Annotated in this window: 26 protein-coding genes; 20 read left to right on the plus strand and 6 right to left on the minus strand. The window is 42.0% G+C overall.

Features of this window, described 5'->3' with window-relative positions:
* Positions 1–57: 57 nt before the first annotated feature.
* The 4 genes from pta to K1I43_RS10590 all read left to right on the plus strand — a co-directional run bounded on the left by pta (position 58) and on the right by K1I43_RS10590 (position 3,592).
* Positions 58–1,041 carry a phosphate acetyltransferase gene (pta, locus tag K1I43_RS10575; protein ID WP_009361005.1) on the plus strand — a complete coding sequence of 328 codons (984 nt, stop codon included), beginning with the start codon at positions 58–60 and terminating at the stop codon, positions 1,039–1,041.
* On the plus strand, positions 1,041–1,865 hold the full coding sequence (lipL, locus tag K1I43_RS10580; protein ID WP_019416448.1) for an octanoyl-[GcvH]:protein N-octanoyltransferase: 825 nt from the start codon (positions 1,041–1,043) through the stop codon (positions 1,863–1,865). The genes pta and lipL overlap by 1 nt, the downstream gene beginning before the upstream one ends.
* 207 nt (positions 1,866–2,072) lie before the next feature.
* Entirely contained in the window at positions 2,073–2,681 is a 609-nt protein-coding gene (locus K1I43_RS10585; protein WP_019416447.1) for a type IV toxin-antitoxin system AbiEi family antitoxin domain-containing protein, read from the plus strand.
* 128 nt (positions 2,682–2,809) lie between these two features.
* A complete protein-coding gene (locus tag K1I43_RS10590) occupies positions 2,810–3,592 on the plus strand; it encodes a nucleotidyl transferase AbiEii/AbiGii toxin family protein (protein WP_238148442.1) in 783 nt (260 codons plus the stop codon).
* An 86-nt stretch (positions 3,593–3,678) separates the two neighbouring features.
* On the opposite strand, the gene K1I43_RS10595 is transcribed toward K1I43_RS10590, so the two are convergent.
* Positions 3,679–4,350 carry an RsfA family transcriptional regulator gene (locus tag K1I43_RS10595; protein WP_019416444.1) on the minus strand — a complete coding sequence of 224 codons (672 nt, stop codon included), beginning with the start codon at positions 4,348–4,350 and terminating at the stop codon, positions 3,679–3,681.
* A 145-nt stretch (positions 4,351–4,495) separates the two neighbouring features.
* Between K1I43_RS10595 and K1I43_RS10600 the strand changes: the two genes are divergently transcribed.
* The 3 genes from K1I43_RS10600 to K1I43_RS10610 all read left to right on the plus strand — a co-directional run bounded on the left by K1I43_RS10600 (position 4,496) and on the right by K1I43_RS10610 (position 6,692).
* Positions 4,496–4,720, plus strand: coding sequence for a YuzB family protein (locus K1I43_RS10600; protein ID WP_003397078.1), 225 nt, complete (start codon positions 4,496–4,498; stop codon positions 4,718–4,720).
* 124 nt (positions 4,721–4,844) lie between these two features.
* Positions 4,845–6,167 carry an HD domain-containing protein gene (locus K1I43_RS10605; RefSeq protein ID WP_019416442.1) on the plus strand — a complete coding sequence of 441 codons (1,323 nt, stop codon included), beginning with the start codon at positions 4,845–4,847 and terminating at the stop codon, positions 6,165–6,167.
* Between the two features lie 12 nt (positions 6,168–6,179).
* Positions 6,180–6,692 (plus strand): YwgA family protein, encoded by a 513-nt coding sequence (locus K1I43_RS10610; RefSeq protein WP_009361001.1) that lies wholly within the window; start codon positions 6,180–6,182, stop codon positions 6,690–6,692.
* 10 nt (positions 6,693–6,702) lie between these two features.
* Here the strand turns inward: K1I43_RS10610 and K1I43_RS10615 are convergent, their stop codons facing one another.
* Positions 6,703–6,891, minus strand: a complete 189-nt coding sequence (locus K1I43_RS10615; RefSeq protein ID WP_003397075.1) for a 2-hydroxymuconate tautomerase — start codon at positions 6,889–6,891, stop codon at positions 6,703–6,705.
* A 130-nt stretch (positions 6,892–7,021) separates the two neighbouring features.
* Here K1I43_RS10615 and K1I43_RS10620 point away from each other — a divergent pair, with 130 nt between their 5' ends.
* Together K1I43_RS10620 and K1I43_RS10625 are read left to right on the plus strand one after the other, a co-directional pair.
* Positions 7,022–7,690 carry a site-2 protease family protein gene (locus K1I43_RS10620; protein WP_026011434.1) on the plus strand — a complete coding sequence of 223 codons (669 nt, stop codon included), beginning with the start codon at positions 7,022–7,024 and terminating at the stop codon, positions 7,688–7,690.
* 17 nt (positions 7,691–7,707) lie between these two features.
* The gene (locus K1I43_RS10625; RefSeq protein ID WP_019416439.1) at positions 7,708–8,214 is read left to right on the plus strand and encodes a YwhD family protein; all 507 of its coding nucleotides are present in this window, start codon (positions 7,708–7,710) and stop codon (positions 8,212–8,214) included.
* A 138-nt stretch (positions 8,215–8,352) separates the two neighbouring features.
* Here K1I43_RS10625 and K1I43_RS10630 read toward each other — a convergent pair whose 3' ends face one another.
* Positions 8,353–10,404 carry a transglycosylase domain-containing protein gene (locus tag K1I43_RS10630; RefSeq protein ID WP_026011433.1) on the minus strand — a complete coding sequence of 684 codons (2,052 nt, stop codon included), beginning with the start codon at positions 10,402–10,404 and terminating at the stop codon, positions 8,353–8,355.
* A gap of 175 nt (positions 10,405–10,579) precedes the next feature.
* On the opposite strand from K1I43_RS10630, the gene speE reads away from it, so the two are divergent.
* Together speE and speB are read left to right on the plus strand one after the other, a co-directional pair.
* Positions 10,580–11,407, plus strand: coding sequence for a polyamine aminopropyltransferase (gene speE / locus K1I43_RS10635; RefSeq protein ID WP_026011432.1), 828 nt, complete (start codon positions 10,580–10,582; stop codon positions 11,405–11,407).
* A 12-nt stretch (positions 11,408–11,419) separates the two neighbouring features.
* The gene (gene speB / locus K1I43_RS10640) at positions 11,420–12,292 is read left to right on the plus strand and encodes an agmatinase (protein ID WP_019416437.1); all 873 of its coding nucleotides are present in this window, start codon (positions 11,420–11,422) and stop codon (positions 12,290–12,292) included.
* A 105-nt stretch (positions 12,293–12,397) separates the two neighbouring features.
* Here the strand turns inward: speB and K1I43_RS10645 are convergent, their stop codons facing one another.
* Positions 12,398–12,964 (minus strand): VanZ family protein, encoded by a 567-nt coding sequence (locus tag K1I43_RS10645; protein ID WP_019416436.1) that lies wholly within the window; start codon positions 12,962–12,964, stop codon positions 12,398–12,400.
* Between the two features lie 50 nt (positions 12,965–13,014).
* Positions 13,015–13,476: a hypothetical protein gene (locus K1I43_RS10650; RefSeq protein WP_238148428.1), complete on the minus strand. Its 462-nt coding sequence runs from the start codon at positions 13,474–13,476 to the stop codon at positions 13,015–13,017.
* 422 nt (positions 13,477–13,898) lie between these two features.
* Here K1I43_RS10650 and K1I43_RS10655 point away from each other — a divergent pair, with 422 nt between their 5' ends.
* From K1I43_RS10655 to argS, 4 genes are all read left to right on the plus strand, one after another.
* Positions 13,899–14,501, plus strand: coding sequence for an IS607 family transposase (locus K1I43_RS10655; protein WP_009362398.1), 603 nt, complete (start codon positions 13,899–13,901; stop codon positions 14,499–14,501).
* A complete protein-coding gene (locus K1I43_RS10660; protein ID WP_116052123.1) occupies positions 14,498–15,715 on the plus strand; it encodes an RNA-guided endonuclease InsQ/TnpB family protein in 1,218 nt (405 codons plus the stop codon). The genes K1I43_RS10655 and K1I43_RS10660 overlap by 4 nt, the downstream gene beginning before the upstream one ends.
* Positions 15,716–15,819: 104 nt before the next feature.
* Positions 15,820–16,257, plus strand: coding sequence for a YwiB family protein (locus K1I43_RS10665; RefSeq protein WP_012576220.1), 438 nt, complete (start codon positions 15,820–15,822; stop codon positions 16,255–16,257).
* On the plus strand, positions 16,254–17,924 hold the full coding sequence (gene argS / locus K1I43_RS10670; RefSeq protein WP_136260471.1) for an arginine--tRNA ligase: 1,671 nt from the start codon (positions 16,254–16,256) through the stop codon (positions 17,922–17,924). The genes K1I43_RS10665 and argS overlap by 4 nt, the downstream gene beginning before the upstream one ends.
* Before the next feature lie 32 nt (positions 17,925–17,956).
* Here the strand turns inward: argS and cls are convergent, their stop codons facing one another.
* A complete protein-coding gene (gene cls, locus K1I43_RS10675; RefSeq protein WP_026011874.1) occupies positions 17,957–19,135 on the minus strand; it encodes a cardiolipin synthase in 1,179 nt (392 codons plus the stop codon).
* A gap of 88 nt (positions 19,136–19,223) precedes the next feature.
* Here cls and K1I43_RS10680 point away from each other — a divergent pair, with 88 nt between their 5' ends.
* From K1I43_RS10680 to K1I43_RS10700, 5 genes are all read left to right on the plus strand, one after another.
* The gene (locus K1I43_RS10680) at positions 19,224–21,362 is read left to right on the plus strand and encodes a (Fe-S)-binding protein (protein ID WP_050982339.1); all 2,139 of its coding nucleotides are present in this window, start codon (positions 19,224–19,226) and stop codon (positions 21,360–21,362) included.
* Positions 21,363–21,528: 166 nt separating this feature from the next.
* Positions 21,529–22,710, plus strand: a complete 1,182-nt coding sequence (locus K1I43_RS10685; protein WP_026011873.1) for an acetyl-CoA C-acetyltransferase — start codon at positions 21,529–21,531, stop codon at positions 22,708–22,710.
* Between the two features lie 14 nt (positions 22,711–22,724).
* Entirely contained in the window at positions 22,725–23,570 is an 846-nt protein-coding gene (locus tag K1I43_RS10690) for a 3-hydroxybutyryl-CoA dehydrogenase (protein WP_009360990.1), read from the plus strand.
* Positions 23,571–23,583: 13 nt separating this feature from the next.
* On the plus strand, positions 23,584–24,735 hold the full coding sequence (locus K1I43_RS10695; protein ID WP_019418648.1) for an acyl-CoA dehydrogenase: 1,152 nt from the start codon (positions 23,584–23,586) through the stop codon (positions 24,733–24,735).
* The gene (locus K1I43_RS10700; protein WP_019418647.1) at positions 24,732–25,871 is read left to right on the plus strand and encodes an acyl-CoA dehydrogenase; all 1,140 of its coding nucleotides are present in this window, start codon (positions 24,732–24,734) and stop codon (positions 25,869–25,871) included. Before K1I43_RS10695 ends, K1I43_RS10700 begins: the two co-directional genes overlap by 4 nt.

Consider the following 25,871-nt stretch of genomic DNA (forward strand, 5'->3'; position numbering starts at 1 on the left):
TCAATAAGAGTATTCTAATAGATAGACGAATTTTTTTAAACTAAGGAGGAACATTTCGTGAGTGATTTATTTGCAGCCTTAAAGCAAAAGGTGGCAGGAAAAAATGTAACGATCGTGTTTCCGGAAGGACTAGATGAACGTATTTTGACAGCTGTCGGACGTCTAGCGGCAGAAAATGTATTGCATCCGATTGTTATCGGCGAGCAAGAAGCTGTCGTTCAAAAAGCAAAAGAACTTGGTTTGACGCTTGAGAAAGTAGAAATCATTCATCCGCGTACGTACGAAGGAATGGATGAGATGGTTGCTGCGTTTATTGAACGTCGCAAAGGAAAAGTGACGGAAGAAGATGCGCGCAACATTTTACTTGATGAAAACTACTTCGGTACGATGCTTGTGTATATGGGGAAAGCGCACGGGCTTGTGAGCGGTGCCGCGCATTCGACAGCGGATACAGTTCGTCCTGCGTTACAAATTATTAAAACAAAGCCAGGTATTCGCAAAACGTCTGGCGTGTTCATTATGGTGCGCGGCGATGAGAAATATGTATTTGCCGATTGCGCCATTAACATCGCTCCAGATAGCCAAGATTTAGCGGAAATCGCTATTGAGAGCGCACAAACAGCGAAAATGTTTGATATTGAGCCACGTGTAGCGATGCTTAGCTTCTCTACGAAAGGATCGGCAAAATCGCCAGAAACAGAAAAAGTGATTGAAGCGGTGCGCATCGCAAAAGAAATGGCACCAGAGTTAACGCTCGATGGCGAGTTTCAATTTGATGCCGCATTCGTTCCGTCTGTAGCGAAAAAGAAAGCGCCAGACTCTGTCATCCAAGGCGATGCGAACGTCTTTATTTTCCCAAGCTTAGAAGCGGGAAATATCGGATATAAAATTGCACAACGTCTCGGCAACTTTGAAGCGGTCGGTCCAATTTTACAAGGATTAAATCAACCGGTGAACGATTTATCGCGCGGATGTAACGCCGAAGATGTGTACAAGCTATCACTCATCACAGCAGCGCAGGCGCTTGCGGCGATGGAATAATGAGCGAATTGTTGCGACAACAAACGTGGCGAATGATTGACCATACAACCCTCGGGCCATCGTTTGATGCGAAGCAGTCATTTGCGTTTGATGATGCGCTTTGCGAATCGGTTGGAAACGGTCAATCGCATCCGATCGTTCGCTTATGGGTGCATCATCAGACCGTTGTGCTTGGCATTCAAGATACGAAATTGCCGTATATTGAAAAAGGACTCGCCTACTTACATGAGCACGGTTGGCGTACGATCGTTCGCAACTCTGGTGGATTGGCGGTCGTGTTAGATGAAGGGGTTTTAAACGTTTCACTTATTTTTCCTGATACAAAAAAAGGAATTGACATTGATCGTGGATATGAGGCGATGGCCACACTCATTGCGCGCATGTTGCCAGAAGCGCGCGTGCAAGCAGGGGAAGTTGTTGGCTCGTATTGTCCGGGAAGTTTTGATTTAAGCATTGATGGAAAAAAGTTTGCGGGCATTTCACAGCGCCGCATTCGAGGCGGTGTTGCTGTGCAAGTATATATATGTGCAAACGGAAGCGGCGCAACACGAGCGGAGTTTATTCGTCAGTTTTATGAGCGAGCGCTGGCGGGAGAACAAACGAAGTTTACGTATCCAACGGTCGTTCCACATACGATGGCGTCGCTTAGTGAATTACTCGGCAAAGAAATGACGGTTTCTGCGCTCGTCATTCGCCTATACGAAGCGCTCCAAGCGCTTGGAAGTAGGCTCGAGCCATCATCGCTCACCCCGGAAGAATGGGAGCGATATAACGTGTATTTTCAACGTATGATTGACCGAAACGAGACGATGTTGCCGAAATAAAAAAGCTGTCCGATGCGACAGCTTTTTTCATTGAAATGATTGAATATATAGCTATTTTCACCACTTAGCGAACGCTTGCAGTGGAGACTTCTTTCTGAAATTACGTTAAAAAAAGAGGATTATTGCGAATGACGGAAAATAAGTATATTAAATGTTTGCAGTTAGTTATAAATGCCGACGTTTAGATGAAATGAGTGGTGATAATTAATGAATAAAGAAGTAAGCAAGATAATAAAAGACATTTTTGTTCGTCAAAAAGGATTTGCGAAGACAGAGGATTTAACGAGAGAAGGAGTGAGCAAATATTATATTCGAAAATTCGAGCAAAATGGAGAAATAATTAGGATAAAACGAGGGCTTTACCGTTATGCTGAATTGGAAAATGATCAAAATGAAGAAGTGATTGAAGTATCAAAAGTGATCCCGAACGGTGTTCTTTGTCTTTTGTCGGCATTGTCTTTTTATGAGTTGACAACTTATAACCCATGGGAGTATCAAATCGCCATTGAGAGAAAATCAAGGAAACCTAGTTTGCCTGATTATCCACCAATTAAAATTTTTTATTTTTCAAAAAAACAGTTTGAGTATGGAATTGAGGAAGTGGAGATAGGTGGCCATAAAATAAGCATTTATAATCGCGAAAAAACGATTTGTGATATTATTCGATACAGAGAAAAAATAGGAATCGATTTAATGAAAGAAGGTTTGCGAAATTACTTACAAAGTTCTGAAAAAAATATAAATAAACTAGTGGAATGTGCAGAGAATATGCGCATCAAAACGGTTTTATTAAAATACTTAGAGGTGCTTTTGTAATGGGAAATGTTAAAAATATACCTGCTTCAGTTAGTGAAAGATTAAAAAATATTGCCAAACAAAGCGGGAAAACATTTGATCTCATTTTATTGTTATATTTTCAAGAAAGGCTATTATATTGACTTTCCATTTCTAGTTATCGTGATAAATTTGTTTTAAAAGGTGGTCTTTTTTTATTCTCTTTAACACAATTTAAATCTAGACCAACGAAAGATATTGACTTTTTAGCTAAACAAATTTCGAATGATATAAAATATATTAAATCTGTGTTTGAATCAATTTGTGCTTTAACCGTTGAAGAAGATGGAGTCGAATTTGATGTAAATAGAATGACCGTTGAACGAATCAAAGAGGACGCTAATTATGAAGGAGTGCGTATTAAAGTCTCAGCATCGCTTGGTAAAATAAGAAAGCAATTGCAATTAGATATTGGGTTTGGTGACGTCGTCATCCCAAAACCAAAAGAGATGAAGTACCCTACTTTATTAAACATGAATCCCCCTGAAATCCAAGTTTACTCCACTTATTCAGTAATAGCTGAAAAGTTCGAAGCGATGATCTCACTATCTGTTATTAACAGTCGAATGAAGGATTTTTATGATGTTTTCACGCTTCTATCAACTGAAAATTTCGATGGGCGTATTTTATGGGAAGCAATATTTGAAACGTTTCAGAGACGTGGAACAAATTTAGAAAAAGACCGTCCTATGTTTTTATGTTCTTTTGCAGAAGATGAGCGTCGAAACAAACAGTGGAAGGCATTTTTGCAAAGAATGGGTATAAAAGAAGATCTACACTTCTCCTTCGTCATGAGGAAGATTCGAGATTTTCTTTTTCCTGTATATGACTCCATTTTGAAAGAGGAAGAATATTTTAAAAAGTGGAATAAAATTACTCTTGAATGGGAGTAATCAAGAAGAAAACCGTTCGAAAATCAAAAACCATTAGGGTAGTTTAAACGAACTAAAAGAACCTGACTTTTTTGTCAGGCTCTTTTTTACTCGGCAATCTTTTCGATTTTTTCTAAGTTTCCGTTACGATCCATTTTGAAAATAGGTGGTTTAAATTCATCCTCTGAAATTTCCATTTGTCTTGCACGGTTAATGATGCGTGCCATCGTTCCGTAATCTTCGCGTAATTCTTCATTTTCTTTTTGAAGTTTTGTAAATTGTTGTTCTAGTTGTTTATATTGTTGTTGTAGTTGTTCGAGCTCAATCTTCAGCTGTTTATTTTCCACTAGCGCGGTTTCTTGTCCGATATACGATTGTTTTAAAGAGTGTAAAAAAGCAATGACATGATCAAGCGTCAAATGATCTGTTTCGACATGTTCATATTCATTTGCTTGCACTTCTAACGGTTCCATTCCTAACTCTTCAAGCGAAGGAACAGGTGGTGTATAAAGCGGCCGTTTTCGCAATGCGTGTTTATTTCCAAGTGCTCGCTGCCGTTGTTTTCGGAACTTTTTCGCCATTTGTAACGATTCTTCATATTGTTGGCGGACGACCGCATTCCAGCGAAACCCGCATGCCGCTGACGTACGATTCAACTTATCGCCCACTTCTTCAAACGCATTTAATTGCGTGCTCCCTTCGCGCACATGGCGCAACACCGTTTCAGCTAGCAATAAATCTTCTTCTTCAGTCCAAGCATCTTGTCGTTTTTTTGTCATGAAAAAAACCCCTTTCGCATTCTTTTACTTTCATAATCACCAAAAAACGAGAAATATATACTATTTTTAAAAGGAAATAGATGCAGCTTGCATTGTTCGCGCATACGCGTTAGAATACTCGTTAGCGAAAAGGAGTGAGGACGGTATGCAAAATGAATTTCGCGTCTGTGACGACTGTCAAGCGACGAATTTAAAAACGTTGTTGCCAAGGCTAAAAAAATTAGATCCGAACGCAACAATCGAAATTGGCTGCCAGTCTTATTGCGGTCCAGGTCGAAAAAAAGTGTTTGCGTTCGTCAACAATCGACCTGTATCAGCGATGACGGAAGACGAGTTAATCGAAAAAATTGCTGCGAAGTTGAAAAAATAAGGTGGCGGTTACCGATCAAGGGGCATTCTATGCGAGAGGAATGCCTTTTTTGTTTGATTTTGGTATATGTCATTGAAGGAAGTCTTTGTTTTTTTCATAGAACGCTCTATAATAAAGCTATGTTATGAACGGAAGAGAGGGAGAAGGATTGTATCCCAACGAAAAATTGAGCGAAGAGAAAGTGTTCAAAGATCCGGTGCACCGGTATGTGCATGTGCGTGATAAAGTCATTTGGGATTTAATTGGTACAAAAGAATTTCAACGGTTGCGTCGCATTAAACAGCTCGGTACAACGTATTTGACGTTTCACGGTGCCGAACATAGTCGTTTTAACCATTCGCTTGGTGTATATGAAATCGTGCGTCGCATCGTTGACGATGTGTTCGCTGGTCGTGCGGATTGGGATGAAAACGAGCGGCTGCTTTGTTTATGTGCCGCGCTTTTGCACGATTTAGGACATGGACCGTTTTCGCATTCGTTTGAAAAAGTGTTTCATCTTGATCATGAACAATTTACACGAGCGATTATTTTAGGCGATACAGAAGTCAACGCGGTGCTTCGTCGTGTATCGTTAGACTTTCCGAAAAAGGTTGCAGAAGTCATTGCGAAGACGTATGAAAATAAGCTCGTTGTTAGTCTCATTTCAAGCCAAATTGATGCGGATCGCATGGACTATTTATTGCGCGATGCATATTATACAGGCGTCAGCTATGGGCATTTTGATATGGAACGCATTTTGCGCGTGATGCGTCCACGCGAGGAGCAAGTCGTCATTAAACGAAGCGGCATGCACGCAGTAGAAGATTACATTATGAGCCGGTACCAAATGTATTGGCAGGTGTATTTCCATCCCGTGACGCGCAGTGCAGAAGTGATTTTGACGAAAATTTTGCATCGTGCGAAACATTTATATTTGACAGGCTATACATTTCAAACACCTCCTGTTCATTTCCAATCTCTTTTTCATGGACACGTGCAACTAGAAGACTACTTAAAATTAGATGAGGCGGTTACATTATATTATTTTCAACAATGGCAAGATGAACGAGATGCGATTTTAAGCGATTTATGCCGTCGTTTTATGAATCGTAATTTATTTAAATACGTCGAATTTCAACCGACGAATGAAGAAATGAAAAAGTTGATGGAACTGACGACGTTGTTTAAAAAAGCGGGCATTGATCCGGATTATTATTTAGTCGTTGACTCCTCATCCGATCTTCCGTACGACTTTTATCGTCCGGGGGAAGAAGAAGAAAGGCTTCCCATTTATTTGTTAATGCCAAGCGGGGAGTTACGCGAATTGTCGCGGGAATCGACGATCGTTGATGCGATTTCAGGCAAACGTCGCACCGATCATAAATTATATTTTCCACAAGATTTTCTTGATGACTTATCGACAAAACGAAACGTGAAGAAAAAAATAAAACAACTTTTATATGAATAGGAGATGGGGACGTTGCTTTTCGAACATGCGAAAATGTTGAAAGCGTTAGCGGCAGTCGGGGAGATTGTTGGACGAAAAAAGCTGCAAAAAATGATTTACATTGCGAAAAAAATGAACTTTCCTTTTTACGAAAAATTTGATTTTCATTTTTACGGCCCGTATTCGGAAGAATTGACATTGCGCATTGAAGAGTTATGTAACGTCGGGTTTGTGCAAGAAATGAGAGAGAAAAAAGGCGGATATTATCAATATCGTTATGCGTTGACGGAAGCGGGCAAGCAATTTTTAACGCATTACAATTTGGACATGCCTGATTTAGATGTTTGTTTGCGCAGTTTAAATGAACAAAGCGCGAGATTTTTAGAGCTTGTTTCTACTATTCTTTATTTTGAAGATTTAAGTAAAGATGAAGTGAAAGAAAAAGTATTTACATTAAAAAGCAAACAACGATACACGGAAGAAGAAATGGAAGAAGCGTATCGTTACATCGAACAGTTACGCACACAAGCGTACATAAAAAGCTGACAGCCCCCTGTCAGCTTTCGTCGCTTAATCGTTTTCCGCCAATGGCGTAATGATTTTTAGACATTTCTTCAATAAAAACGACGATTTTTTCTTTCGGTGCACCTGTCGTTTCCGCAACGGCTTCTGTTACTTTTTCGACGAGTGCTCGTTTTTGTTCTTCTGTGCGACCTTCAAGCATTTTTACTGTTACATATGGCATCGTGATCGCCCCTTTCTCCTTTATTCACAATCGTTATTATATCACGCATCGACCGTTGTCAGTAGTGCTTCCGCCTGTTTTTCGTGTATAATAATGAAAAAATGAAAAAAGTTTGAAAAGGAGAAGGAACGTGGACCAATTTTTAGCATATCCAATTCGAGAAATACCGTATGTCGTGTTGGCGCTTGCGATTGCATTTTCTGTTCATGAGTTTGCGCACGCATACGTGGCGTATAAATTTGGTGACCCGACGGCGAAACAACAAGGAAGACTAACGTTGTCGCCGCTTGCTCATTTAGACATATTAGGAACGTTGCTTATTTTCATTGCCGGATTTGGTTGGGCGCGTCCGGTACCTGTGAATCGCGGTTATTTTCGTCATCCGCGTCTAGCGGGCATTCTCGTTTCTGTTGCCGGTCCGCTCAGCAATTTGTTGCTTGCGGCTATCGGCTTCGCTTTATGGTATGCGATGATTCGCATCGGTGTATTTGATTTTATTCCGGTATGGTTTCGTGACGGATTGTATCAGTTTTTTGAAATTTATATCGGACTGAATATTTTATTGTTCGTTTTTAACTTATTGCCGTTTCCACCGCTTGATGGATATCGCATCGTCGAAGACTTGGCGCCGATGCATGTGCGTGCGAAAATGACGCAATTTGAAAATTACGGGGCACTCATCTTTTTAATTCTTATTTTTACGCCGTTAGATCGATATACGATTCAGCCGGTTTTTCATGTCGCCATTCCAGCTGTTGCCCAATGGCTACAAAGTATATTTTCAACGCTTATTTTATGATGAAAGGATGAACGATTGTGGAAGAGAAAAAAAAGCCGATGTTTAATATTATTAAAAAAGAGCCGAAAGTGCACGGAACGTTCGGCACAGGGGTACTCAGTCTCGCAAACGTTTCGCCGGTCATTATCGATGTCGAAGCTGGCGAGGCGTTCATTGATATGGGAGCGATGCATGCGCGCAGTGTCGTCGAAAAGGGAATTAAATTTACTCCGAATCGCGATGAAGTGCCAAACGGCAAGCCGTATTGGCTCGTATGGGTAACGGTCGATCAGGCGGAAGAAGGGGCGTATTATGCGGGGGTGACAGCATGCGAAATGACGGTTGATCGCGAAGTGCGCCGCGGGTATAAATCGCTTCCTGAGCACGTCAATCGCATGGACAAATCGTTAAAGCGCCATATTATTGTTGACCATATGGATGAGCGGTCAAAAGAAGTATTAGCTTCATTTTTACAAAAGCATAACCGCGACATGTGGGACCGTTCGAGCGAGGAGTTAAAACGACAGCTTCAAAATCATGGATAAAATGTGACGGTTTTGTGAACGAAAATAGGTCTATACTTGTCGTTGAGTGGGAAAAGGAGTAAACTAAAGGTACAAATGTAACACATGATAAAACTAGGACACATAAACGCCCAAGCATATGAGCTTGGGCGTTTATGTTTAAAACCAATCGAACAGTCGTTTAAACCACGAATCTTTTTCTTTTTGTTTCTTCTTCTTTTTCTTTTCAGCTGGATGGTCTTTGCAGTAGTCGGTTGGCTCGGTGCCGACGACATAATAGCTTAACCGTTTTATCGGACAAGCGGTTGTCGCAAGCTTCCCGCTATGAGGATCGACATATACACCAATGACCCCTTCCGGCGGTTCGAACGTCGCGACCTTTCTTCCACGTAAACTATCTTCCATGAAATTGACCCAAATATGTTTCGCATATTGTTTTTCATCGGTGCGATCAATCGTTTTGTCGCGGTCGTATCCTGTCCAAACGGTTGTGACGAGCTGCGGCGTATAACCGATCATCCAACTGTCTGTTTTCGTCGTCCCTGATTTGCCAGCATAAGGGCGAGTGATGCGCGGAATGATCGATTGCCCTGTCACAGAAGCATAGTCATTTAACGTTGGATCAAACATGCCGGTCATTAAGTGCGTCGTCACAAAAGCAAGCGCTGGATCGAGTATTTGTTCATCGCTTCGCCGTTGTTCGTATAGCACTTTTCCTTCGTAATTCGTCACTTTTTTTATAAATATCGGCTCGACTTTTTTTCCGCCGTTAGCGATAATGCTGTAGGCGCGCGCCATATCAATGACTTTAACGGGCGCTGTACCGAGCGCGAGCGACGGCACTTGTTTCAGTTTGCTTGTGATGCCAAGTTGTTTCGCGATGTCAACAAGCTTTTCTTGTCCGAGTAACAAATGTGTTTTTACAGCATAGACGTTATCGGAAAGAGCAATCGCTTGGGCAAGCGTAATCGTATCGTTCGCGTAGTAGTTGTTAAAGTTGCGCGGTGTATACGTCGAGCCGTCTTCTAGCGTAAACGTCGTCGCCTCGCTCCGCAATAGCGTCGATGGTGTAAACCCATGTTGGAGCGCCACATAGTATAAAAACGGTTTAAATGTTGAGCCGGGTTGACGTTCTGCCTGTGTCGCGCGATTAAACGGGCTTTTTTCATAGTCGCGCCCTCCGACAAGTGCTTTCACTTCGCCTGTTTTCGGCTCCATGGCGACAAGCGCCACTTGAATGTTTGACTGCGAATGAATCGTTTCTTTTATTTTCGCCTCTGCGATCGACTGCATCTCGACATCGAGCGTCGTGTATACGCGTAATCCGCCCATTTCAATCGTTTCTTCATCGAGTCCAAGCACCGTTTTCAACATATGTTTGACTGCATCTTGAAAATATGGGGCAATCGTTTTTGTTTTCATTTGCTCGCCGTTTGAGAAATGAAGCGGCTCGTTCGCAGCTTGTTTAGCTTCTTTTTTTGATAAAACATTTGCCTCAACCATCGCTTGCAAAACGATGCGTTGGCGCTTTTTTGCTCGCTCCATATCGACAAGCGGGGAATAGTAGCTCGGTCCTTTCGGGATCCCAGCAAGCATCGCCGCTTCCGCCACCGTCAATTCACGGGCGGATTTTCCGAAATAAAAATTTGCGGCTGCCTCAATTCCATATACGCCATGTCCGTAGTAAATCGTGTTTAAATATCCTTCTAAAATGTCTTCTTTATCGTAGTTTGCTTCAAACTGGACGGTATATAGCGCTTCTTGTATTTTGCGCCACCACGTTTTTTCGTAGCTTAAAAATAAATTGCGCGCATATTGTTGCGTAATCGTACTTGCTCCTTGCACTTTCCCCATCGCTTTCATATTCGCAACGATCGCTCCGGCAATTCGCTTAAAGTCGAAACCGTAATGCTCGAAAAATTTTCGGTCTTCTATCGCAATCGTTGCATCAATGGCGTGTTGCGACATATCGGATAGATGAATCCAATATCTTTTTCCGCCGTAATGGTTTTCCCCAATTTTTGTGCCGTCTTCCGCATAAAAAATCGTTGATTGCGGAACGGCTAAAGGAGGAGGGCCTTTCCATTTGGCAAATATAATGAGACCTGCGATCGTAAGCGTGCATAATAAGCTGCCAATAAAAGCGAGCCAAAGAAATAGCCGCATATATTTAAACGTTCGTTTCCATCGTTCGATGGCAATCATCTCCATAGCCATCACCTCATTTTTTACGTTTAAAATTAGTATGAAAACATTTTTATTTTTTTAAACGTTTTCTAGCAATTTTTACTTGAAATTTTGCTAGATTGCTCTATACTTTTTCATGTTTAGCATTTTATTTTTTGGGCATGATAAGCGGTGCATTATTGACGAAAGGGTGTTCAATATGGAACTTTGGTTTACTGAAAAACAGACGGACAACTTTGGGATTACAGCACGAATTAAACGCACTTTACATACAGAGCAAACGGAATTCCAAAAGCTCGATATGGTGGAAACAGAAGAATTCGGGAACATGCTTATTTTAGACGGAATGGTGATGACAACGCAAAAAGATGAGTTCGTCTATCATGAAATGGTTGCGCACGTTCCGCTATTTACGCATCCGAATCCAGAAAACGTTCTTGTCGTTGGCGGTGGAGACGGCGGCGTCATTCGCGAAGTGTTAAAGCATCCAAGCGTGAAAAAAGCGACGCTTGTTGAAATTGACGGAAAAGTCATCGAGTATTCGAAAAAATATTTGCCAGAAATCGCTGGTCAATTAGACGATCCCCGTGTTGAAGTGAAAGTGGACGACGGCTTTATGCACATTGCGCAAAGCGAAAACGAATACGACGTCATTATGGTTGACTCGACAGAGCCAGTCGGTCCAGCGGTCAATCTATTTACAAAAGGGTTTTATGCAGGCATTGCGAAAGCGTTAAAAGACGACGGCATTTTTGTTGCGCAAACAGACAATCCGTGGTTTAAAGCGGATTTAATTCGCACTGTTCAACGCGATGTGCGCGAAATTTTCCCGATTACACGTCTATATATCGCGAACATTCCAACGTATCCGAGCGGCATGTGGACGTTTACACTCGGTTCGAAAAAATATGATCCGCTTGAAGTAAGCGAAGAGCGCTTCCACGACATTGAAACGAAATACTATACAAAACAGCTTCATAAAGCGTGCTTCGTATTGCCGAAATTTGTTGAAGACTTAGTGAAGTAAGGGGAGAAAACGATGCGATTTGATGAAGCGTATTCTGGCAACGTATTTATTAAAAGCCATCCAAATTTTGAAGAAAGCCAAGCGGTTATTTATGGGATGCCAATGGACTGGACAGTTAGCTATCGCCCAGGCTCTCGCTTCGGTCCGGCGCGCATTCGTGAAGTGTCGATCGGGCTTGAGGAATACAGCCCGTATTTAGACCGTGAGCTCGATGAAGTGAAATATTTTGATGCGGGTGACATTCCTTTACCGTTCGGTAACGCGCAACGCAGTTTAGATATGATTGAACAGTTTGTCGATCGCATATTGGAAGCGGGAAAGTTTCCGCTCGGTCTTGGCGGAGAGCATTTAGTGTCTTGGCCGGTGATGAAGGCGGTATATAAAAAGTATCCCGATTTAGCGATTATTCATATGGATGCCCATACGGATTTGCGCGAGCATTATGAAGGCGAGCCGTTGTCGCATTCTACGCCAATTCGTAAAATTGCGGAACTCATTGGGCCGAAAAACGTATATTCTTTCGGTATTCGTTCAGGAATGAAAGAAGAATTTGAGTGGGCGAAACAAAACGAGATGTATATTGCGAAATTTGACGTGCTTGAACCGTTAAAAGAAGTGCTTCCAACGCTTGCAGGTCGTCCGGTATATGTTACGATCGACATTGACGTATTAGATCCAGCGCATGCGCCGGGAACAGGAACAGTCGATGCTGGCGGCATTACGTCAAAAGAACTATTAGCTGCGATTCACGCGATCGCTCGTTCCGATGTGCGCGTTGTCGGAGCAGATTTAGTCGAAGTGGCGCCGGTATATGACCACTCTGAACAAACAGCCAACACAGCAAGCAAGCTTGTACGCGAAATGCTTCTCGGTTGGGTGAAATAAAGACGAAAATCCCTGTCTGCGCGACAGGGATTTTTTGAAGAAAATGAATGAATAATCTTTTGTATATATGATCCATACTTTTTTATGTTTATACAGTTTTGTTCATTATTCATGATGATGAATAATGAAGCTAATGATAGAACTTTTTTTAACGTCGTTATTCATTTTTATATACTTTTCTACATAAAAAACAAGTATATGGTATAAAAAGTAACCGATCCAGATCCCCAACGTATTCATCAAAATGTCATTAATATCTATAATCCGCTCGGAATATGATGTTAAAAAAAATTGGAGTAATTGCCCGCCTTCAATGATAATCGGAACAAAAATGCTCCAAAAGATCATTTTTTTACTACTTATTTTTCTTATGAGAGGAAATATAAATCCAAAAGGAATGGTCATAAAAATATTTAATATATAGTTGATAAAAGTGCGATTCAAATTAATCAGAGGGACGATATTTATTACTTCATCCATGTTTTGCTTAAAGGGAACATGAGTAAATAAAGTGATAGGGAATTGTGTATATCTAATCAGTAAACATATATACAGATAGAAAGATGATAAAAAAAAGAAACGTATAGGCTCTTTGCTGAATCTCAACCATATGAGCGATACACCTACAATAAAAACCATAACAAAAATAGGACCTTCGAAATATATTCTCATTGAGTATCACCTTGCAAGAAATATTTTTTAATAAAAAGTTTAAAAAGTTTCTATGGTGTAGATAATGTACCGCTGCCGACTATTTTCCATCCATTATTGCTTTTTACTATAACTAAATAGTATCTCGAAGAATCAGAATCTAATTTTGATGGGAAAGATTCTTTTATTTCTGCCACATTATTTTTATCATTATTTTTTGATACATAATGATTCACACACCCATAGCTAGTATCAAACCCTGTTTTTTCTCTGTAAAGGCAATAAGTTACTGTTTCTCCTGGTGGGGTAACGCCGTCAGCCCAGTTTTCCTTGCTGCCATTGTAAAAAGCGTGACCATCTATTGTAGCCGTCCCTTTCCTTAAACTGTGGTATATTCCGTTAGCTTTTCCATCAACTATATAAACAGCACTATACGAATAAGAAGAGGATATCGCCGATACAATTACAGGGGTTAATGTCGCAATCGATATGATAAGCACAACAGATATTGTGCAAATTCTTGCTCTCATCATTATGACCTCCTAAGTTTTCATCATTTTCCTTTATTATAAAGTTTTTTTCTATACATGTATATCCGTATATTCCACAATTTTTTATTTTTAAATTAATATGGTTCATCACCAAAAGATGTACTTGACAAGTGATACGCTTCCCTAAACAAGAATGTGCAAAAATCATTGATTTGCTGATTGTTTCTCACAAGCTTCGGTAGAGCGTATTACAAAAAATCAAGTACAACTTTTGGTGGAGAGTCATTAATATAAAATTTTGTTTTTTAATTCTAAATTGCACATTACTGCCTGAGCTACTGTGTGCATTCAACTTTTTTCTAGGTTGAAAAATTTTAATTAATTTGTTTAAAAATATTAAAAATTTTAATGAAAAGCATTCAAAAGTATAGTTATTTTTGTTATTATAAGTAGGAGGTGATGAGATGAAAGCGAAAGAAGTATTAGAGTTGTTGCAAATATCAAGACCAACGCTCACTAAATATGTAAAAGAAGGAATCATAAAAGTCCATGTCTTGCCTAACGGAAGATATGATTATGACAAAGAAAGTGTATATCAATTGTTTAATAAAGGCGTGGAAAGAAAAACATATATCTACGCCAGAGTTTCTACACCAAAACAGAAAGCCGATTTAGAAAATCAAATTCAGATGCTAAAACAATTTTGTTTTGCGAATGGCTATTCTGTATCCAAAGTTTTTTCAGATATTGCAAGTGGCATCAGTTTTGAAAAGAGAAAAGACTTTTTTCGTATGCTTGATGATGTGTTGGCTGGAAAAGTTGAAAGAGTTGTCATTAGTTACAAAGATCGGTTGAGTAGAGTGGGTTTTGAATTATTTCACCATTTGTTTAAAAAATACCATTGTGAAATTGTTGTGATGAGCGAAGTGGGTTCTGAAAAATTAGACAGCGAGGAAATATTTGAAGAAATCATCAGCCTGTTGCATTGTTATTCCATGAAGATGTACAGCAAAAGAAAAGGCGAGAAGATCAAGCAAATATTAAGCGAAGGAGAACTTCCGTCATGATGGCGAATCGAGTGGAAAGGCATATGATTTGCGCCACTCATCCGTATTATCCGATGATCGACGAGTATTGTTTTCGGTCAAAAAACTTGTACAACTTCGCCAACTATCAAGTGAGGCAAACGTTTTTTCAACACGGCACGTATCTTTCTTACAACAAGCTAGACAAGCTGCTGAAAACAGAAGGGATGGATACAGACTATCGAGCGATGCCAATGGCTCAATGTGCCCAACAAACGTTAAGAATGTTGCATCAAAATTGGCAATCATTTTTTAAGTCGATGAAAGATTGGACAAAAAACAAAGACAAATATACAGGCAGACCGAAACCGCCCAAATATCTCAAAAAAGACGGACGATATGTACTTGTGCTAACGAATCAATCATGCAAAGTCGTCGATGATCATATAATATTTCCTATCTGTTTTCAAGGGTTTCGGTTAAAGACAAACATGAAAGGGAAGCTACAACAAGTCCGATTCATTCCGAAACACCGCCATATCATCGTCGAAGTCGTTTACAAAATTCCTATCCCAGCGCAAAAACAAGATCACAACAGATATATCAGTATTGATTTAGGTTTAGATAACTTCGCAACCATTGTGAACAATGTGGGGAAACAACCGATCGTGATCAATGGTAAAGGTCTAAAATCCGTCAATCAATACTACAACAAACAGATGAGCCACTACCGCAAAGTAGCGAAACAGATGAATGGACTCGATTGGACAAAACGAATGAGCAAAATGACAGAAAAACGAAACCGCATCGTAGAAAACTTTATGCACCAAGCGAGTGCCTTTGTCATCAAACATGCGCTGGCTTTAGACTGCGATACGATTGTGGTGGGGATGAATAAAGATTGGAAGCGTGAAGTCCATCTCGGAAAGCGCACAAATCAAGCGTTCGTTCACATTCCGTATCAAACGTTTCTTCATCAGTTGCAGTACAAAGCGGTACAGCATGGCATTCGTGTCATCGTGACAGAAGAAAGCTATACATCGAAATGCAGTTTTTTAGACATGGAAGAAATGAAGAAACAAAAGGAATACAAAGGAACGCGCATCAAGCGTGGGCTGTTTCAATCTGAAAACGGAACGCTCATCCACGCAGATGTCAATGGGGCATACAACATCATGAGAAAAGTATTCCCAAAGGCGTTTGCCAATGGGATAGTGGGTGTGGGGTTACACCCGATCCGAGTACATGTCGCTTAAACGACGTGGACGGATAAACAATTTTGTTAAAATCTTTCCCATGATTTTATGATTTTAATAAAATTGATAACCTACTTAACTACAGTCACAACAACAGCGAGGGTGTGGGGAAGGTGAACGGAATACCGATACAACTAAAGCAAGTGACAGAAATTCGTGATGGCGTGCGAAAAGAAATTGTTGTCATCGAGGCAAATGGTTTATACTACTTAAAAGGAGATGCGACGTATGTGACGTTTGAAGAGACGCATGAAGGAGAAACGATTAAAAACGTCGTAAAAATCGCCAATGATGAAGTTGTCGTGCTTCGCTCTGGTGCCATTTCGATGCGCCATACGTTTCGTAAACAGTCGGAAACGATCGGCACGTACGAAAGCCCAGTGGCGCGCTGGGAAATGAAAACAAAAACAGAACAAGTGCTGTATCAGTATAACGAGAAAACGAAAAAAGGGCAGTTGTTTTTTTCTTACATACTTCACTTATCAGGGAAACATGTTGGTCGTCATGCGGTGACGATTTCGTTTAAGGAGGCAAAGCGATGAATATTGTTGAACAAATGAAACAAAAGTTAAAAGAAGAAATAAAAGAAGCGGTCATTCGTTCAGGGGTCGCGACAGAAGCAGACGTGCCAAGCGTCATTTTAGAGACACCGAAAGATAAAGCGCACGGTGATTATTCAACAAATGTCGCCATGCAGTTAGCGCGCGTGGCGAAAAAGGCGCCGCGTATGATTGCGGAAGACATCGTTCGTCATTTTAACGGTGAAGCTGTGTTCGTGAAAAAAGTAGACATTGCTGGACCAGGATTTATTAATTTTTACATGGACAATCGTTATTTAACAGAGCTCGTTCCCGCCATTTTACAAGCAGGGGACGCATACGGTGAAACAAACGTCGGTCAAGGTCAAAAAGTGCAAGTTGAGTTTGTTTCAGCAAACCCAACAGGTAGTTTACATTTAGGACATGCTCGTGGAGCAGCGGTTGGCGATTCATTATGCAACATTTTGAAAAAAGCAGGCTTTGATGTTACGCGTGAATATTACATTAACGATGCCGGCAATCAAATTGCCAACTTAGCGAAATCGGTAGAAGCACGTTATTTTCAAGCGCTCGGAATCGAGAAAGATATGCCGGAAGATGGATATTTCGGTGAAGATATTATTGAATTAGGGAAAAAGCTAGCGGAAGAACATGGCGACAAATTTGTCACGCTTGATGAACAAGAACGGCTTCAGCTGTTCCGTGAGTACGGATTAGCGTTTGAAATGGATAAAATTAAAAAAGATTTAGCAGACTTCCGCGTCACATTTGACGTTTGGTATTCGGAGACGTCGCTTTATAATAACGGAAAAATCGATAAAGCGCTTGAAACGTTACGTGAAAAAGGTCATATTTATGAACAAGATGGCGCGACATGGTTCCGCTCGACGACATTCGGCGACGACAAAGACCGTGTGCTCATTAAGCAAGATGGAACGTACACATATTTATTACCAGATATCGCATACCATCAAGATAAACTTGAGCGCGGCTTTGAAAAAATTATTAACATTTGGGGAGCGGATCATCACGGTTATATTCCGCGCATGAAGGCGGCGATCGCTGCGCTCGGGTACGATCCGGATGTATTAGAAGTTGAAATTATTCAGCTCGTCAGTTTATATCAAAACGGTGAAAAAGTGCGCATGAGCAAGCGGACAGGAAAGGCGGTGACGTTGCGTGACTTAATGGAAGAAGTCGGATTAGACGCAACGCGCTATTTCTTCGCGATGCGCTCATCGGATACGCATTTAGATTTCGATATGGATTTAGCCGTATCGCAATCGAACGAAAACCCTGTGTATTATGCGCAATATGCTCATGCACGCGTATGCAGCATGCTGCGTCAAGGCGAGGAACAAGGATGGCGTTATGACGGTGATTTGTCATTCACATACGAATTAGCGGAAAAAGAAATTGACTTATTGAAAAAGCTAGGGGAATTTCCTTCCGCTGTGGCAGAGGCAGCTGTGAAACGTTCACCACATCGCATGACGAACTACATTTTTGATCTCGCATCGGCACTTCATAGTTTTTACAATGCAGAAAAAGTGCTTGATGCAGCGAACGTTGAAAAAAGCCGCGCCCGCCTAGCGCTCATGAAAGCGGTGCAAATTACATTAAAAAATGCTTTAGCGCTCGTTGGAGTACATGCGCCAGAAAAAATGTAATACGAAAGCCCTTCTCGGTCGAGAAGGGCTTTTTATAGTAATGGAGACAACATCGTTGCAACGGCTTCTTTGAAGCGATGAAGCCACGATTGCTTACGGAAATATTCCGCTGTCAACAATGTAGATGTGTCGATATCGCGAGCGATCGTTTGTTTCACATGTTGAATAAACGGTTTGTCATATATATAACAATTCATCTCGTAATTGATAAACAAACTGCGGCGATCGAAATTTGCGGTGCCGATATCACATATGTCATCATCAATGACGATCACTTTTGCATGGTAAAACCCGTTATAAAACTGATAAATATGAGCGCCTGCATGAAGAAGCTGACGAAAATAAGGGAATGAAGCTTCTTTCACAAACGGATGATCCGCTTGGATCGGTGCGATAACCGTTAGTTGCACCCCACGCTTTATCGCTTCCAAAAGAGCATTCATCATTTTTTTACTCGGGATAAAGTACGGAGTACCGATGACGATCTCCCGTTTGGCGTGCTTGATGAGCTCAATAAACTCCTCTTCCAAATACGCCCCGTTTGTCGGAAGAAATCGATGTTTTACCGCTCCTTTTTGAAGAGATGGGAAATATCGTTCATCATCTCCAAACGATGGCCCCGTTGCTTCTTTCCAATCTTCTGCGAACTGCCGTTGTAAATCAGCCACCCCTTCCCCCGTTATTTTTAAATGACAGTCGCGCCAATGGCCAAACTTCGGATCTTGACCGATATATTCTTTTCCGACGTTAAACCCGCCTAAATAGCCGATTTTTCCGTCAATGACAGTAATTTTGCGATGATTTCGCTCGTTTAGCTTATAGAAAAAAAACGGCAATGTCGGACGGTTCGCAAAGGCGAATTGCCCGCTTTTTTGTCGAAGGGAAGACGGTAGTCCGAAACTTCCGACCCAATCGACGAGCAGACGCACTTCTACCCCTTCATTTACCTTTTGTTCAAGTAAAGAAAAAAAGCGTTGTCCCATTTCATCATCGCGCACGATATAAAATAAAATGTGAATATGATGTTTTGCTCGTTCTAACTCTGCAAAGTAATCATCGAACAGCGTTTCACCCGTCGTAAATAGCGTGATATCGCTTTGTCGTTCGATGCCGATTTTTTTCCGTGCGGCATTTTTTGCAACTTTGTCTCCCCATTTATAATCAAGTAAAAGAAGAAACAATAAAATGATAACAATGACGAGCCAGCGCAATGTCTTCACTCCTTTCGTTGTCGTAGTTTCCCCAAAAAGAAAATAAAAAATAAGAAAAAATATTGACTGAATGCTCATTCATTATATAATGAAAGTAAGTTTGTTCAGAAAATTTATTTTATTTTCACAACAAAGGGGGAAGGGTATTGTGCTTTGGTTGAACTGGATCGCTTTTTTACTTGTGACAGCGTACGCCGTTCATTTATTCGTGTATCTCGTGAAAACGCGCATCGCTTATATTCAATTAGGGAAAAAAGTGGAGTTTGATGGAAAAGTAAAAGAGCGCATGCAAAACATATGGGTGAACGTCTTTGGACAAAAAAAGCTGTTAAAAGACAAAAAAAGCGGCATTATCCACGTTATGTTCTTTTACGGCTTTATTCTCGTACAGTTTGGTGCCATTGATTTCATCATTAAAGGGCTTGTCCCAGGGGCGCACTTACCGCTCGGACCACTATATCCAGCGTTTACGTTTTTTCAAGAAATTGTAACATTACTTATTTTAGTGGCTGTTTTATGGGCGTTTTATCGCCGTTACATCGAAAAACTTGTTCGTTTAAAACGAGATTTTAAAGCAGGGCTTGTCCTTATTTTTATCGGTGGACTCATGCTTTCCGTGCTGTTCGGTAACGGTATGGGGCGCATTTGGCATAACGAAGGAACATCATGGAGCGAACCTGTCGCTTCTGCGATTGCACTTGCGTTTAGTTGGGTAGGAGAAACAGGAGCAGCTGTATTGTTTTTTGTCGCTTGGTGGGTGCACTTGCTTATTTTATTAACGTTTTTAGTGTACGTGCCACAATCCAAACATGCACATTTAATCGCTGGACCAGTGAACGTCTTTTTCAGTCGATTAACGAGACCGAAGCTTGAGAAAATCAATTTTGAAGATGAAACACAAGAATCGTTTGGTGTTGGGAAAATCGAAGACTTTAAGCAAACACAACTCATCGATTTATATGCCTGTGTGGAGTGTGGACGCTGTACAAACATGTGTCCAGCAACGGGGACAGGGAAAATGCTATCACCGATGGACCTCATTTTAAAATTGCGTGACCATTTAACAGAAAAAGGGGCAGCCATTACATCGAAGGCGCCTTGGGTACCGACGTTTGCGTTTGCGAATACAAAAGGAAACCAGCTTGCTTTTATGGCGCAAGGAATGCAAGAACAAGCAGCAACGATCGAAATGCCAAACTTAATTGGCGATGTCATTACAGAGGAAGAAATTTGGGCATGTACGACGTGCCGCAACTGTGAAGACCAATGTCCAGTTATGAACGAACATGTCGATAAAATTATTGACTTACGTCGTTATCTCGTATTAACAGAAGGAAAATTAAATGCGGATGCACAACGGGCGATGACAAATATTGAACGTCAAGGCAATCCGTGGGGATTGAACCGAAAAGAGAAAGAAAACTGGCGCGAGTTGCGTGAAGATGTACGCATTCCGACAGTGAAAGAGATGCAAAAAGCAGGCGAAGAATTTGAATATTTATTCTGGGTTGGTTCGATGGGATCGTTTGATAATCGAAGCCAAAAAATTGCGTTAGCTTTTGCGCGCCTATTAAATGAGGCAGGGGTAAAATTTGCGATTTTAGGAAACAAGGAGAAAAACTCTGGCGATACTCCACGTCGTTTAGGAAACGAATTTTTATTCCAAGAACTAGCAACAGCAAACATTGCTGAATTTGAAAAAGCAGGCGTGAAAAAAATTGTGACGATCGATCCACATGCGTACAACACATTTAAAAATGAATATCCAGGTTTCGGATTTGAAGCGGAAGTATATCACCATACAGAGTTACTAGCAAAGCTTGTAGAAGAAGGGCGCCTCGTTCCGAAATATGAAGTCAACGAAGTCGTGACGTTCCACGATTCATGTTATTTAGGTAGATATAACGACGTATACGATGCACCGCGTCAAATTTTGAAAGCGATTCCGGGTGTGAAGCTCGTGGAGATGGCACGTCATCGTGAGACAGGCATGTGTTGCGGGGCTGGCGGCGGATTAATGTGGATGGAAGAAACGACGGGCACGCGCATTAACGTAGCGCGCACAGAACAGGCGCTAGAAGTGAATCCGACAGTCATCAGCTCTGGCTGTCCGTACTGTTTAACGATGTTATCAGATGGAACGAAAGCGAAAGAAGTAGAAGAAAAAGTCGGCACGTACGATGTGGCGGAGCTGTTGGAAAAAGCGGTATTTGGCTCTGTTCATTAAAAATTCTAAAAAAAATAAATAGTTTTATTTTTAAGATATTTTCAGTATAATGAAAGCAATAGGAAGGTGTACGATTCTCGTGCGCCTTCTTTGCCCGTCCATTGTTGAACGAGCGTTCGCTCAATATTTTTGAAAGGGCTTTCTTATGACGAAAAGGGGGAGAAACATGGGGAAAACGGTCATTGTTAGCGGGGTACGTACGCCATTTGGGAAATTTGGAGGAAGTTTAAGCGCATTGAGCGCAGCACAACTTGGAGGCATTGCGATCAAAGAAGCGTTAGTGCGCGCACATGTGAATGCAGAACATGTCGATGAAGTCGTATTTGGCACCGTATTGCAAGGTGGACAAGGGCAACTTCCATCGCGGCAAGCGGCTAGAGAAGCAGGCATTCCATGGGAGACGAAAACAGAAACAATCAATAAAGTATGCGCCTCTGGTATGCGCAGCGTCACGCTTGGCGATCAAATCATTCGCGCAGGGGATGCGGACGTCATCGTGGCAGGTGGAATGGAGTCGATGAGCAATGCCCCGTATATGTTGCCGAAAGCGCGTTGGGGTTTGCGCATGGGCGATTCGACAGTAAAAGATTTAATGGTGTATGACGGATTAACATGCAGCTTCACAGGTGTGCATATGGGTATTTATGGAAGTGAAACAGCGAAAGAATTAAGTATTACGCGTGAGGAGCAAGACCGTTGGGCGTATCGTAGCCATCAATTAGCGATTGCGGCGATCGAAAGTGGAAAGCTAGCAGAAGAAATCGTCCCTGTTGCCATTCCGCAACGAAAAGGAGAGCCGATCACGGTAGCGATTGATGAATCACCACGAAAAGATACATCGCTTGAAAAATTAGCAAAACTGGCGCCCGTGTTTGATCCAACAGGCACGATTACGGCAGGAAATGCGCCAGGCGTAAATGACGGAGCTTGCGCGCTTGTATTAATGAGCGAAGAGCGCGCGCAAAAAGAAGGGCTTACTCCGCTTGCGACGATTGTTGCTCATGCGGCCATTGCGGTAGAAGCGAAAGATTTTCCGAAAACACCAGGCATCGTCATCAATGAATTGTTGCGCAAAACAGGAAAAACCGTACATGACATTGATTTATTCGAAATTAACGAAGCGTTTGCAGCCGTCGCTTTAGCAAGCATGAAAATTGCTGATTTGCCAGAAGAAAAAGTGAACGTCAACGGTGGCGCCATTGCGCTCGGGCATCCGATCGGTGCAAGCGGTGCGCGCATTATTATTACGTTAATTCATGAATTAAAACGCCGTGGTGGCGGCACGGGTATTGCAGCCATTTGTAGCGGCGGCGGTCAAGGCGACGCAATCATGATTGAAGTTCATTAATGGGGGATGGGAAGATGAAAAAAGTGATGGTTGTTGGCGCTGGGCAAATGGGCTCAGGTATTGCCCAAGTGTGCGCAACGGCAGGATATGATGTCATTTTAAACGACGTGAACGAAGAGCGCGTCCAGTGGGGGCTTAACAATATTAAAAAAAGCATAAACAAATTTGTTGAAAAAGGATCGTTAAGCGAACAGCAGCGCGATGAAACGATGGGCCGTATCCGCCCCTCGACAAATGTGCGCGATGGGAGCGATGTTGATATCGTGATCGAAGCGGTCGTTGAAAATATGGATGTGAAAACAGCGTTATTTGCACAACTAGATGAAATCACACCTCCGCATGCCATTTTAGCAACAAATACGTCCTCATTACCGATCACAGAAATTGCCGCAGCAACGAAACGACCAGAAAAAGTGATTGGCATGCATTTTATGAATCCGGTACCGGTCATGAAACTCGTGGAAATTATTCGCGGTCTCGCAACAGCTGATGAAGTGTATGAAGCGATCGAACAAATGACAAAAACGTTAGGAAAAGTACCGGTTGAAGTAAACGACTTTCCGGGATTTGTTTCCAATCGTGTGTTAATGCCGATGATTAACGAGGCGATTTATTGTTTATATGAAGGGGTTGCGACAAAAGAAGCGATTGATGAAGTGATGAAGCTCGGGATGAATCATCCGATGGGACCGCTCACCTTAGCCGATTTCATCGGATTAGATACGTGCTTATACATTATGGAAGTGCTTCATGATGGACTTGGGGATGACAAATACCGTCCGTGTCCGCTTTTACGTAAATATGTGAAAGCAGGCTGGCTCGGAAGAAAAACGGGACGAGGATTTTACACGTACGAATAAAGGGGTTGGCATCATGAATTTACATTTTACAGAAGAACAACAAATGATGCGTCAAATGGTGCGCGAGTTTGCGGCAAATGAAATCGCTCCGTTTGTCGAGCGCATGGAGCGCGGAGAGTTTCCGCGCCCCATCCTTGAAAAAATGGCGGAGCTTGGTCTCATGGGGATTACCGTCCCTGAACAATATGGCGGGGCAGGAATGGATTTTACGTCATACATTATCGCCATTCATGAAATTTCAAAAGTGAGTGCAACGGTTGGGGTTATTTTATCTGTCCATACGTCTGTTGGCACAAATCCGATTTTATATTTGGGAACGGAAGAGCAAAAGCAAAAATATGTGCCGAAGCTCGCGCGTGGAGAATATTTAGGGGCGTTTTGTTTAACAGAGCCAGGATCGGGATCGGACGCGGCAAGCTTAAAAACGACGGCTGTTCGCGATGGTGATCATTACGTATTAAACGGCTCAAAAGTATTTATTACAAACGGTGGAGAAGCGGATACGTACATCGTGTTTGCCCGCACAAATCTAGAAGAAAAGGGAAGCAAAGGGGTTAGCGCATTTATTGTTGAAAAACAGACGCCTGGGCTTGTCATCGGGAAAGACGAGAAAAAAATGGGGCTTCACGGATCGCGCACGGTACAATTGTCGTTTGAAGATATGCGTGTGCCAGCAGAAAACTTGCTCGGTCAAGAAGGGCACGGATTTAAAATTGCGATGGCTAATTTAGATAGTGGTCGCATTGGAATTGCGGCGCAATCGCTCGGCATTGCCGAAGCAGCGCTTGAACATGCGACGAGCTATGCGAAAGAACGCATTCAGTTCGGCAAGCCGATTGCCGAGCAACAAGGCATCGCTTTTAAACTAGCAGATATGGCAACGAACGTCGAAGCGGCCAAATTGCTCGTTTATCATGCTGCTTTTTTACGCTCAAACGGCATGCCTTGTGGAAAAGAAGCATCGATGGCGAAGCTGTTTGCATCAAAAACAGCGATGGAAAACGCCATTGAAGCGGTACAAATTTTTGGGGGGAACGGCTACACAGAAGATTACCCGGTTGAGCGGTTATTCCGCGATGCGAAAGTATGTGAAATTTACGAAGGGACGAGCGAAATTCAACGGCTCGTTATTAGTAAACATTTGTTAAAGGGGATGGGAAAATGAATTTTCAAATAAGTGAAGAACATGAAATGATACGAAAAATGGTGCGCGACTTCGCGAAAAATGAAGTGGCACCGACAGCGGCGGAACGCGATGAAGAAGAACGATTTGATCGCAGCATTTTCAACAAAATGGCGGAGCTCGGTTTAACGGGTATTCCGTGGCCAGAACAATACGGTGGCATCGGCAGCGACTATTTAGCATATGTGATCGCTGTTGAGGAGCTTTCCAAAGTGTGTGCCTCGACAGGAGTAACCCTATCCGCTCATATTTCTTTAGCGAGCTGGCCGATTTATAAATTTGGGACAGAACAACAAAAACAAACGTATTTACGGGCATTAGCGACAGGTGAAAAGCTTGGAGCATACGGTTTGTCTGAACCAGGGGCAGGTTCTGACGTTTCAGCAATGAAAACGCGTGCTGTTCGCGATGGCGACCATTACGTACTAAACGGCTCAAAAGTATGGATTACAAACGGCGGAGAAGCGGACATTTATGTCGTGTTTGCGGTCACTGATCCAGAGAAAAAGCATCGCGGCATTAGCGCATTTATTGTTGAAAAAGGAACGCCTGGGTTTTCGATCGGGAAAAAGGAGAAAAAGCTCGGCATTCGTTCATCACCGACAACGGAGCTTATTTTTGAAGATTGCCGCATTCCGAAAGAAAATTTACTTGGGGAAGAAGGGGACGGATTTAAAATTGCGATGATGACGCTCGATGGCGGACGAAATGGCATTGCGGCGCAGGCAGTTGGCATCGCGCAAGGGGCGTTAGATGCAGCGGTTGAATATGCAAAAGGGCGCGTTCAATTCGGCAAGCCAATTGCTGAACAACAAGGCATTGCTTTTAAACTAGCGGATATGGCAACGGCCATCGAAGCGGCACGTTTATTAACATATCAAGCAGCATGGCTCGAATCAAACGGCTTACCGTACGGAAAAGAATCCGCGATGGCAAAATTGTTTGCAGGGGATACAGCGATGAAAGTCACCGTTGAAGCGGTACAAATTTTCGGTGGTTACGGCTATACGAAAGATTATCCAGTAGAACGCTTTATGCGCGATGCAAAAATTACGCAAATTTATGAAGGCACGCAAGAAATTCAGCGCATCGTTATTTCAAGAATGTTAACGAAATAG

It is taken from the genome of Anoxybacillus sp. ST70 (assembly GCF_019553625.1).
GTDB lineage: Bacteria > Bacillota > Bacilli > Bacillales > Anoxybacillaceae > Anoxybacillus > Anoxybacillus gonensis.